Origin of the sequence: Amycolatopsis sp. 195334CR, assembly GCF_017309385.1 — a bacterium.
Lineage (GTDB): Bacteria > Actinomycetota > Actinomycetes > Mycobacteriales > Pseudonocardiaceae > Amycolatopsis.
The window spans coordinates 1-12,169 of record NZ_JAFJMJ010000005.1 but is presented as its reverse complement, the minus strand read 5'-3'; the positions used below and the strand labels follow the sequence as shown (position 1 = coordinate 12,169).

Sequence of the window (12,169 nt, the reverse complement as noted above, 5' to 3'; positions counted from 1 at the left end):
AGTGGACAGATCGGTGCCCCAGTAGCTCCTGCAGTGCGGCGCGATCTCGCTCAGCAGCAGACCGGAACCCACACCGATCTCCAGCACGTTCCGCGGCTCGAACGCCAGAACCCGCTTGACCGTCTCGTCCCGCCACTCGCGCATTTCCTCGAGCGGGATCGGTTCCCGGGTGTAACTGCTGTTCCAGCCGTCGAAGTTGCTGCCGAGGGCCACGGCGTCCGTGGTCAGGTAGAGGTCGTCGTAGACCTCCTGCCAGCCCTGGATCTGCTGCTCACCGGCCGCGCTGTCCCGCGCCGGGACCACGTACGCGACGAGCTGCTTGTCGCCAGGACGGTCCTCGCGCACGACCACGGCCGCCCGCGCGACCACCGGGTTGCGCGCCACCACGGCCTCGACCTCACCCGGTTCGATGCGGAACCCGCGGATCTTGACCTGCTCGTCGCTGCGGCCGAGGTACTCCAGCTCGCCGTCCGAACGCCAGCGCACCACGTCCCCGGTCCGGTACATCCGGCCCGGCCCGAAGGGGTTGGCCACGAACCGCGAGGCCGTCAGCCCCGGTCGCCCGACATACCCGCGGGCCACCCCGCCACCCGAGACGTACAACTCCCCCGGCACGCCGACCGGCACCGGGCGCAGCCCGCGGTCGAGCACGTACGCCGACAGGTCGGGCAGCGGCACCCCGATGCCATCAGCACCGCTCGACAGGACCCGCTGGGTCACGTGGACCGTGGTCTCGGTGATGCCGTACATGTTGATCAAGGTGGCCTGCTCGGCCCAGTGCGCGACCCGGGCCGCGTCCAGGGCTTCACCGCCGAACACGACCGAGCGCACCGCCAGCGGCCGGCCCTGGTCGGCCTCCATCAGCGCGTAGAAGGCCGACGGTGTCTGGCTCAGCACCGTGACCTGCTCGTCGGCGAGCAGGCGCAGGCACTCCTCCGGGGACCGCGCGGTGTCCTGGGGCACCACCACCAGCCGTCCGCCGTGCAGGAGCGCGCCCCACATCTCCCACACGGAGAAGTCGAAGGCGTACGAATGGAACAGCGTCCACACCTGCGAAGCGTCCATCGCCACGGTGGGCCGCAGGGCGTCGAAGAGGCGGCAGACGTTCTGGTGCGTGACGCTGACGCCCTTGGGCGTGCCCGTCGAGCCCGACGTGTAGATCACGTAGGCCTGGTTCTGCGGTGACACCGTGGTGGTGACCGGCCCCGGATCGCCACCGTCCTCGATGGAGTCCAGCACCAGCACGGGATTCGTGTCGTCGAGCATGAACTCGACGCGATCCGCCGGGTAGTCCGGGTCGATGGGCAGGTAGGCCGCCCCGGTCTTGAGCACGCCCAGCACCGCGACCACCAACTCGGCCGAACGCGGCAACGCCAGCCCCACCACCCGCTCCGGGCCCGCACCCCGCACGATCAACTGGTGCGCGAGCCGGTTCGACGCCACATCCAAGTCCGCATAGGACAGACGTTCATCACCGCACACCACGGCGATCGCGTCAGGGGTACGGGCGGCCTGCGCGGCGAACAACCCGGGAATGGTCGCCGCCCCGGTGGCCACCTCGCCGGTGTGGTTGAACTCCACCAGCACGCGCTCGCGTTCGGCGGCGTCCAGCAGGCCGATCTCGCCGATCCGCCGGTCCGGCTCGGCGGCGACCGCTTCGAGCAGGCGCTCCAGCCTGGCCACCAGTAGTTCCACAGTGGACCGGTCGAACACGTCGGTGCTGAACTCGACGCGGCCTTCGAGGCGTCCGGTGGCCCGGCCCGCCAGTACCTGCACGGACAGGTCGAACTTCGCCGTGCCGGTGTCCGCGAACTCCGGCACCGCGACCAGCCCGGGCAGTTCGGCCTCGCCCTCGGCCATGTTCTGCCAGGCGAGCACGACCTGGAACAACGGCTGGTGCGCCAGCGAGCGCTCCGGGTTCAGGATCTCCACCAGGTGCTCGAACGGCACGTCTTGGTGGGCATAGGCTTCCAGGCTGCGCTCGCGCACCTGCGCCACCAGGTCGCGGAAGGTCGGATCGCCGGAGGTGTCCGTGCGCAGGACCAGCGTGTTCACGAAGAACCCGACCAAGTCGTCGAGAGCTTCGTCGGTGCGGCCCGCGATCGCGGCACCGATCGGGATGTCGTCGCCCGCACCGAGCCGGGACAACAAAGCCGCCAGCGCGGCGTTGACCACCATGAACAAGCTCGCGCCGCAGTCGCGGGCCAGTTCGTCCAGCCGCGCGCGCAGCCGGGCGGACCACGCGAAGGAGACGGTTTCGCCCTCGAACGAGGCGATCTGCGGGTGGGGCCGGTCGACGGGCAGGGTGATGCGCTCGGGCAGCCCGGCCAGCGCGTGCTTCCAGTACTCGACCTGGGTGGCGATCTCGCTGTCCGGATCGGCCGGGTCACCGAGCACTTCACGTTGCCACAGCGTGTAATCCGCGTACTGCACCGGCAGCGGTGCCCAGCCGGGTGCCTCGCCCGCGCACCGCGCCGCGTACGCCGTGCCCAGGTCGCGCCACAGCGGGCGGAACGACCAGCCGTCGCCGGCGATGTGGTGCACCACCAGCATGAGCACGTGCTCGTCGTCGCCGGTGCGGATCAGTTCGGCGTGCACGGGGAGCTGGTGCTCCAGGTCGAACACGTGCCGGGCAGCGGTGCCTGCCGCCTTGACGTCCTCCGTGCGGATCAACGCCGGGCGGGCCTCGTCGAGCACGTGCTGGTGCGGGACGCCGTCGATCTCCGGGAAGATCGTGCGCAGGCTCTCGTGCCGGGCCACCACGTCGGCGAGCGCGAGTTCGAGCGCTTCGACGTCCAGCGGACCGGTCAGCCGCAGTGCCAGCGGGATGTTGTAGGTCGGTGACGGGCCTTCGAGCCGGTGCAGGAACCACAACCGCGCCTGGGCGAACGACAACGGGACGAACTCGGGCCGATCGACCGGGGCCAGCGCGGCCCTGGCCGCGTCCGCGCTGGTCAGCCGTCGCGCGAGTGCCGCGACGGTGGGTGCTTCGAACAGCTCGCGCACGCCGAGTTCGGCACCGAGCACCCCGCGGACCCGCGCCACCAGCCGCATCCCCAGCAGGGAATGCCCACCCAGGTCGAAGAAGCTTTCGTTGGTGCCCACCTCGGGCAGGCCGAGGATCTCGGCGAACAGCGCGCACAACGCCAGTTCGGTGGCGTTCCGCGGTTCCTGGGCCACCTCGCGCCGGAACTCGGGGGCGGGCAGCGCGCGCCGGTCCAGCTTGCCGTTCACCGTCAGCGGCAGTTCGTCCAGCACCACCACCGCCGACGGCACCATGTACTCCGGCAGCCAGTCGGCGGCGTACGAGCGCACGCCGGTGGCCAGCGCCCCGACGTCCTGGCGACCGGGGGTGTTCGTGTGCGCCGAGGATGTCCGGCCGGGTGACGGGGGCACCGGGAAGGGCAGGTCACCGCGGACGCAGACCAGGTCGAACTGCTCGTGCTTCGCGGACCACGTGGCGGTCGCGCGGTAGCCCAGCTCGGTCACCGATTCGAGCAGGGCGTGCGGATCGACCGCGCCGATCGCGGGCGCGTGCAACGCCCGCAGTGCGTCCTCAGTGGACCCGCCTTGCCGGAGCAGGTCGTGCGCGGCGACTTCGGCGGCGAGGCGCGCGTTCGGGATGGCTTCCACCCGCAGCGCCTCCGGCTGGTCTTCGCGCAGGTGCCGCAGTACTTCGCCGACGCCGGTGAACCGCGTGGTGGCCACCGGGCCGGTGCCCGCGGGCCGGGTGTGCAGCACCACGTCGTAGCGGTACCGGCTCAGTTCGTTGTGGTAGGTGCCGGGTTTGAGGCGTACGTCCGCCCACTCCACGCCCGGCGTCTCCGCGGCGAACGCGCTGAAGAACGCGGGGTCGACCAGGAGTTCCTTCTCACGGAGAACCGCCTGCTCCGCCGCGCTGACCGCGTTCTCCGCGCCCTGGTGCAGTTGGACGGCGGTGTGGAAGCACCGCGCGAGTTCCTTGTCGCGCACGTCCCCGACGAAGATGACACCGCCGGGGGCGAGCAGCCGGGTGGCGGTGCGCAGCACGTCGGTGAGGTAACCGGCGTGCGGGAAGTACTGCACCACGGAGTTGATGACGACCACGTCGAAGTGGTTCTCGGGCAGGCCGGTCGCGTCATCGGCGGGCTGGCAGCGCAGTTCGGTGCGCGCCGGGACCCGCCCCCGCAGGCCTTCGATGACCTGGGGGGAGAAGTCCGTGGCCCAGTAGCTGTCGCAGTGGGGCGCGGTCTCGCCGAGGATGAGGCCGGTGCCCACCCCGAGCTCCAGCACGTTCCGCGGCTCGAACTCGAGGATCCGGCGGACCGTCCGGTCACGCCACTCGCGCATCTGAGCCCGCGGAATGGGTTCCTTGGTGTAACTGCTGGTCCAGCCGGCGAAGCCGGAACCGGTGGCGTAGAGGTCGTCGTAGACCTGCTGCCACTGCCGGATCCGCGCCTGGTCGTCGCCGTCCTGACCGCCCGCCGGGACCACGTAGCCGACCAGCCGCTCCTCGCGGGCGACCACCACCGCCCGCGCGACCCCGGGATGGCCGGTCAGCACCGACTCGATCTCCCCGAGTTCGATGCGGAAGCCCCGCAGCTTCACCTGGTCGTCCGTGCGGCCGAGGTACTCCAGCTCACCGTCGGCGCGCCAGCGCACCACGTCGCCGGTGCGGTACATCCGGCCCGCTCCGAACGGGTTGGCCACGAACCGTGTGGCCGTCAGCCCCGGCCGTCCCAGGTAACCGCGCGCCACGCCCGCGCCCGAGAGGTACAGCTCACCGGGCACGCCGATCGGGACCGGGCGCAGGCCGCCGTCCAGGACGTAGAGGCCGAGCCCGGCGACCGGCCGCCCGATCGGCGTGACCGCGCCCGGGTCCCCGGCCTCCCACGTGGCCGCGTACACCGTCGCCTCGGTCGGGCCGTAGGCGTTCACCACCCGCAGCCCCGAGGGCATGCGGCGCACCAGCTCCGGCGGAAGCGCTTCGCCCGCGAAGACCACGGTCCGCGACACCTCGGCCGAGCCGTCGGCCACCAGGTCCCCCAGCGCCGACGGCACGCCGCTGAGCAGGCTGGCACCGGGGTGGTCCGGCAGGGCCATCGCGCTGGAGACCACCTCGACCGTGCCCCCGCAGGCCAGCGGCGCGAACAGCTCGAACGCGGAAACGTCGAAACTCAGCGAGGTCGACGAAAGGACGTGAGCCAGCTCGTCGGGGCCGAACATCTCCACGGCCCAGGCGACCAGGTTGGCCAGCGAAGCGTGCGAGACGGACACGCCCTTCGGAGTGCCGGTCGAACCGGACGTGTAGATCACGTAGGCCTGGTTCAGCGGTGACACCGTCGTGGTGACCGGACCCGGGTCGCCACCCTCTTCGATGGAGTCCAGCACCAGCACCGGGTCTGCGTCGCGGAGCATGAACTCGACGCGATCCGCCGGGTAGCCGGGGTCGATCGGCAGGTAGGACGCACCCGCCTTGAGCACACCGAGCACCGCGACCAGCAAGTCGGCCGAGCGCGGCAAGGCCAGTCCCACCACCCGTTCCGGGCCCGCACCCCGTGCGATCAACTGGTGCGCGAGCCGGTTCGACGCCACATCCAAGTCCGCATAGGACAGACGTTCATCACCGCACACCACGGCGATCGCGTCGGGGGTACGGGCGGCCTGCCGGGCGAACAACTCCGGGATGAGCACGTTCCCCACGTCCGCGGTGCGGTTGAACTCCACCAGCACGCGCTCGCGCTCACCACGGTCGAGGAGGTCGATCGCGCCCACCGGCCGGTCCGGGGACATCGTGGCGATATCGCGCAGCAGCCGGAGGAACCGGCCGTGGTGGCCGGCCGCGAGATCTTCGCCGTACAGTGCCGGGTTCGCGTCGAAGTGCACGCCGACGCCCGCGTGGTGGCGGTCGTAGACGCCGATCATCACGTCGTCGACGTAGCCGACCGACATGCTCTTCGAGGTGACCCGGTGGCCGCCGAACTCGAAGGTGTAGTCCTGGCCGAGGAAGTTGAACTCCAGGCCGACGAGGTGGCGGATGTCCCCGCCCGCGCCCACCTGGCGGGCGGCCTCCTCACCCCGGAAGCGCTGGTGCCGGATGGCTTGCCCGACCTCGTCGGCGGTCCGGCGGAGCAGTTCCGCGAACGGCAGGCCGGGAGTCACCCGCAGGCGCACCGGAACCACGTTGGACACCATGCCGGGCACCCGCTTCAGCGTCTCCGAGGTGCGGGCGGACACCGGAAGGCCGAGCACCACCTCGGGTTCACCGGTCATCCGGTGCAGATAGGCGGCCGCCGCCGCGATGGCCACTGTGGACGGACGGACCCCGTTGGCCGCCGCCAGTTCCCGCAGTGCCGCGGCTTCCTGGGCGGTCAGTTCGGCGCTGCGCCGGAGCACCGAGTCCGCGGGGTGGTCCGGTTCGGCCACCAGGCGCGGGGCGGCTGGGGCGTCGGTGAGGTACTGGCCCCAGTACGCGCGGTCGTCGGCGTAGGCCGCGGACTCGCGGTAGGCGTTGTCCTCCGCCACCAGGCCGCTCAGTGTCCCGAATGGACACTCGGGCGCTTCGGTTCCCATGACCAGTGCGGAATACAGCTCGCTCAGCCGCCGCGCCACCAGCGCGTAGCCCGCCACGTCCATGATGAGGTGGTGGTAGCCCTGATACCAGGCGAAGTGGTCCTCGGCGAGCTTGAGCAGCGCGAAGGTGAACAGCGGGCCCGTTTCCGGGTGGAGCGGCCGGGCCAGCTCGTCCCACATCCAGTCCTCGGCCGCGGCGACCGGGTCGGCCTCACCGCTGAAGTCGAGCAAGGTGAACGGCCAGTCGGGCAACGGCACCACGTACTGCCAGACCACACCGTCCACTTCGGCGAACCGGGTCCGCAGCGCCTCCGCCTCCCGCACCACCCGGCGGCACGCCTGCTCGAAGAGCACCACGTCGACCGGGCCGTGGATCTCCAGGTACTCCCCGATGCGCTGGGCGGCGGGACGCGGGTGGAGCTGCCGCGCCAGCCACATCTCACGCTGGGCAGAGGAAATGGGCAGGCGGAATTCACGCATGGAACCGGCTCCTGGAGGCTCTACAGCAGAGAAAGAAGAGAAAACGCGCAGCACGAACCGGCCCGGGTTTCCCCGGACCGGTCCGGAATCAGCGAATCAGCGGATCAGCGGGCGGTCACTCCGCGCGGCTCATCGCCTCGATCAGGGACTTCGGCCGCAGGTCGGTCCAGTTGGCCTCGACGTAGTCCAGGCAGTCCTGGCGGCTCGCCTCACCGTGGACCCGGGTCCAGCCTGCCGGGGCGTCGACGAAGGCGGGCCACAGCGAATGCTGCCCCTCGTCGTTGACCAGCACCAGGAACACGCCGTCTTCCTGGTCGAACGGATTGCTCATGGTCAGCGCCTTTCTCGCGGTTCCCACCTTTTCTAGTGGATCACCGCGGGCGCGTTCCAGTGTTCAGCACTGCGCCACTTCCAGCCCGGCCGGGAGGTCGTCCTCCAGCGAGGCCGCCAGATCCGTCCACGCCGCGGCGTACATCCGCGCGAAGTTCGCCACCGGTGAGGTGCTGTGGCTCGGCACCGCACCGGCGAGCTGCGCCCACTCCCCCATGCCGCCGGCGTGCCGGTCGAGCCACCGCAGCAGGCCCCGGCCGGTCTCGCTGAACCGCAGCGCCGGATCCCGCTTCATCTGCTCCAGTGTCTGCCGCAGTTCCGCCGCCGACACCTGCCACGCCCGGCCCTCGGCGGGCGGCCGCTCGCGGGCCCGCCGCGGCGGGGGCACCGGGTCGTCCCCGGCCCGCAACCGCCGCCGCACGTCCTGCACGGTGGCGGGCGAGACCCCGGCCCGCCGCGCGATCGAGCGCAGCGAGGCGTCCGGGTCCTCCGCCAGCAGTTTCCCGGCCAGGCGGCGGCCCACCGCCGCGTTCACCGGCCGCCGGCGGCCGTCGCGGCCCACCCGGCCGTTCAACTGCTCATCCTGGCCAGTCGAACGCTCCCGCAGCGCCGCCACCGTGCCCGCGGCCAGCCCCGCCGCCACCGCGATCCGCCGGTTCGACCAGTGCGGGTGCGAGGCGAGGATCCGCTGTGCCGCGGCCCGCCGGTCGGCCCGCGGCAGCGGCAGCCCGTGCGCGGTGTTCAGGTACACCGACAGCACGAACGCGTCCGCCTCGCTGCCCCGGTAGCACCGCGCCTCGATGTGCGTGCTCCCGCGCACCAGTGCCGCGCGCACCCGGTGCGCGCCGTCGATCACCCGCATCGACGGGCCGTGCACCAGGATCGGCGGCAGTTCGCCGTCGGCTTCGGCCAGCGACTCCACGTGTGCCTCGTCCTCGCCCGCGCGCCGGGGCGAGCCCGAGACCGACAACCCGGCGACCGCCACCAGTTCCACCGGGCACCCCTGGAGCTCGGCGCGGACCCAGTCCGCGCAGGCTCCCGACGCACCACGACCGCCGCCACCCGGCTGCACCATCAGCACCCCACAGGAATAATCGGTTCACGGAACAAAAAATTGAGAATTCATGGTTCAATGGAACCGTCAGAAGCGATACCGGTGTGCGTCCGGCAAACGCCCCCAGGCCCCACCAGGTCAAGGCACACTGACAAATCCGAGCCTACCAACGGAATTCTCGTCCCCGCAACAATGGGGAATTCCTCCACGCAGCGTCGCCGCGCGCGCGAATGACTGGGCTGTCCGAGTGATTCACCGTCGGGCGAAATGGTCATCGTGATGTTGTCCGTCCAACCTGGACAGGCCGGGCGAGCTCGGCTAGGAACGAGGGCAGGGTGATCAACTACCGCGCCGACCGCCGCGAGGAGGAACCGTGAGCGCACCGCCCGGCCCGCTGGCCGGACTCCGGGTCCTCGAACTGGCCGGGCTCGGCCCCGCACCGCACGCCGCGATGCTGCTGGCCGATCTCGGCGCCGACGTGGTCAGGGTGGACCGGCCCGGCGGCGGGTTCGACCTCACCGGCGGCCGGCCGGACCACCTGCTGCGCGGCAAGCGGGCGCTGGTCGCGGACCTGAAGTCGGCGGACGGGCTGGACCTGGTGCGCCGCCTCGCCGACCGCGCGGACGTGCTGCTCGAAGGGTTCCGGCCGGGCGTCGCCGAACGCCTCGGCCTCGGCCCGGACGACTGCCACGCCCGCAACCCCCGGCTGGTCTACGGCCGGATCACCGGCTGGGGCCGCACCGGCCCGCTCGCCGACCGCGCCGGCCACGACATCAACTACCTCGCGCTGACCGGCGCACTGCACGCCATCGGCACCGGCGAGCGGCCGGCGCCCCCGCTCAACCTGGTCGGCGATTTCGGTGGCGGCTCGTTGTTCCTGGTCGCCGGCGTGCTCGCGGCGCTGTGGGAGCGGGAGCGCTCCGGGCTCGGCCAGGTGGTCGACGCGGCGATGATCGACGGCACCGGGCTGCTCATGCAGATGATCTGGATGCTGCGGGGGTACGGGTCCTGGCAGGACGAACGCGGCGGCAACCTGCTCGACGGCGGCGCGCCCTTCTACGACACCTACACCTGCCGCGACGGCCGCTGGGTCGCTGTCGGCGCGATCGAGCCGCAGTTCTACCGCGCCCTGCTCGACGGGCTCGGCCTGGCCGGGGAAGACCTGCCCGGCCAGCAGGACCGCGACGGCTGGCCGGTGCTGCGCGCCCGGTTCGCCGGCGCGTTCGCCGCGCACCCGCGTGACCACTGGACGCGGGTTTTCGAGAACACCGACGCCTGTGTCAGCCCGGTGCTCTCGCTCGACGAGGTCGCCGGGCACCCGCACCACCAGGCCAGGGACCGGTTCTTCACCCGCGACGGGATCCGCCAGCCCGCCCCCGCCCCGGAGTTCTCCCGCACCCGCCCCGGGATTCCGGCCGCGCCCCCGCCGCCGGGTGCGCACCACGACGCGGTGCTGCGCGATTGGGACGTCTGAAATGCCCGCAGCCGGGAACTACAGCGCTGCCGAGGTTCGCGCCGCGATCGGCATGCCCGCGGCCGTGGACGCGGTCCGCGAGGCGTTCGCCGACCTGGCCGCCGGGCACTTCTCCCAGCCGCCCCGGCTCGTCTTCGGCACCGACGACCAGGCGGTACTGGTGATGACCGCGCACCACGCTCCCAGCGGCGCGGCCGTGGTGAAGACCGCGGGGGTGGTGCTCGACCGCGATCCGGCCATCGTCGCGACTCTCGTGTGGACGGACGACGGCGGCCAGCTCACCGCCGAAGCCGGAGCGGTCACCGCACTGCGCACGGGAGCCGTGGCGGGAGTCGCCACCGATCTGCTGGCCGCACCGGGGGCCACCGGGCTCGCCCTGCTCGGGGCCGGAGCACAGGCCGCTGACCAGGTTCGCGCGGTACTGGCGGTCCGGGACATCCGCGACCTGAGCGTGTGGAACCGGAGTCCGCGACGAGTGGGCCCGCTGCTGGACACGCTGGCCACCGAGTTCCCGCACGTGCGCGTGCGGGTCGCCGAGAACGCCGCCGATGCGGTGGCCGCCGCCGACGCGGTGTGCTGCGCGACCTCCTCCCCCGATCCCCTGTTCGAGCTGTCCGCGTTGCCGGAACGCGTGCACGTCAACGCGATCGGCTCGTTCCGGCCGTCCATGCGGGAGCTGCCCGCCGAGTTGCTGGGCACCGCCTCGGTGGTGCTGGTCGACCAGTTCGCCGCGGCCGGGGAAGCCGGGGAAATCCGGCACGCGCTGGACACCGGGTTGCTGCGACGCGGTGACGTGCTCGAACTCGGGGACGCGTTGTCGGCGCCCCCGGAAGCAAAAGGCCGCACGGTGTTCAAATCGGTCGGCGTTGCCGCCCAGGATTGGGCCGTCGCGCGTTTGCTGGCGCAGCACTCCCGTCGCCGATAAAACGCCGTTCACTCGTTTTCCGCTCGGTTTCGGCCGTCTCATTTGGCGTTCAACCGACGCCGTTTTCCGGACGCATTCCCCTCGCTAGTTTGACGGTTACCGCCTACCGCACGAGCGAGGGGTTTTTCGTGGCCAGTCCCAACCTGTCCCGCGTCGCGGCCGAGCAGCGCGCGGCGTTGCTGGCCGTCGAGTCGTACCAGATCGCGCTCGACCTCACCGGTGACACCACCTTCTCCTCGACCACCACGGTCCGGTTCACCAGTGCCCGGCGCGAACCGAGCTGGATCGACCTGATCGCCGACCGGGTCCACTCGGCCACGCTCAACGGCACGCCGCTCGACGTGTCCGGCTACCGCGAAGAGGACGGCATCGCGCTGCCCGAGCTGGCCGAGACCAACGAACTCGTGGTGCACGCGGAGTGCCGGTACATGAACACCGGCGAGGGCCTGCACCGCTTCGTCGACCCGGTCGACCATGGCGTCTACCTCTACACGCAGTTCGAGACCGCCGACGCCAAGCGCATGTTCGCCTGCTTCGACCAGCCCGATCTGAAGGCGAGCTTCGCCCTCGAAGTGACCGCGCCAGCCGAATGGTCGGTCATCGGCAACACCAGCCCCGAAACCACCCGTGACGCCGCGAACGGCGCGGTCACCACGGTGTTCTCCCCGAGTGGCAGGCTGTCGACCTACCTCGTCGCGCTGGTCGCAGGTCCGTTCGCCTCGTGGCACGACACCTACGCCGACGCCCACGGCGAGATCCCGCTCGGCATCTACTGCCGCGCCTCGCTGGCCGAGCACCTCGACGCCGACCGGCTGTTCACCGAGACCAAGCAGGGCCTCGCCTTCTACCACGACCGCTTCGCCGTGCCCTACCCGTTCGGCAAGTACGACCAGCTCTTCGTGCCCGAGTTCAACGCGGGCGCGATGGAGAACGCCGGCGCGGTCACCTTCCTCGAAGACTTCGTGTTCCGGTCGCGCGTCACCCGGTACGCCTACGAGCGCCGCGCCGAGACGCTGCTCCACGAGATGGCGCACATGTGGTTCGGCGACCTGGTCACCATGCGCTGGTGGGACGACCTCTGGCTGAACGAGTCCTTCGCCACCTTCGCCAGCGTCCTCGCCCTGACCGAAGCGACCGAGTACCGCAACGCCTGGACCAGCTTCGCCAACGTCGAGAAGGCCTGGGCGTACCAGCAGGACCAGCTCCCGTCCACGCATCCGATCGCGGCGGACATCGTCGACCTGCACGCGGTCGAGGTGAACTTCGACGGCATCACCTACGCCAAGGGCGCCAGCGTGCTCAAGCAGCTGGTCGCCTACGTCGGCCAGGACAACTTCCTCGCCGGCCTGCGGCT

6 protein-coding genes are annotated in these 12,169 nt (G+C 71.3%); 3 read left to right on the top strand and 3 right to left on the bottom strand.

Annotation, left to right across the window (positions count from 1 at the left end; translation table 11 throughout):
- The 3 genes from JYK18_RS46370 to JYK18_RS46360 form a co-directional block, all read right to left on the bottom strand.
- The coding region (locus JYK18_RS46370; RefSeq protein ID WP_206810869.1) for a non-ribosomal peptide synthetase at positions 1 to 7,032 on the bottom strand (7,032 nt) is incomplete at its 3' end.
- Positions 7,033 to 7,147: 115 nt separating this feature from the next.
- Positions 7,148 to 7,363 carry an MbtH family protein gene (locus JYK18_RS46365; protein ID WP_206810871.1) on the bottom strand — a complete coding sequence of 72 codons (216 nt, stop codon included), beginning with the start codon at positions 7,361 to 7,363 and terminating at the stop codon, positions 7,148 to 7,150.
- Positions 7,364 to 7,426: 63 nt separating this feature from the next.
- Positions 7,427 to 8,437 carry a ParB N-terminal domain-containing protein gene (locus JYK18_RS46360; RefSeq protein ID WP_242584872.1) on the bottom strand — a complete coding sequence of 337 codons (1,011 nt, stop codon included), beginning with the start codon at positions 8,435 to 8,437 and terminating at the stop codon, positions 7,427 to 7,429.
- A gap of 352 nt (positions 8,438 to 8,789) precedes the next feature.
- Between JYK18_RS46360 and JYK18_RS46355 the strand changes: the two genes are divergently transcribed.
- The 3 genes from JYK18_RS46355 to pepN form a co-directional block, all read left to right on the top strand.
- Positions 8,790 to 9,890, top strand: a complete 1,101-nt coding sequence (locus tag JYK18_RS46355) for a CaiB/BaiF CoA-transferase family protein (RefSeq protein ID WP_206810865.1) — start codon at positions 8,790 to 8,792, stop codon at positions 9,888 to 9,890.
- 1 nt (position 9,891) lies between these two features.
- On the top strand, positions 9,892 to 10,815 hold the full coding sequence (locus tag JYK18_RS46350; RefSeq protein WP_206810862.1) for an ornithine cyclodeaminase family protein: 924 nt from the start codon (positions 9,892 to 9,894) through the stop codon (positions 10,813 to 10,815).
- Positions 10,816 to 10,943: 128 nt separating this feature from the next.
- Positions 10,944 to 12,169 (top strand): aminopeptidase N (gene pepN / locus JYK18_RS46345; protein WP_206810860.1); only part of this gene is annotated, 1,226 nt, incomplete at its 3' end.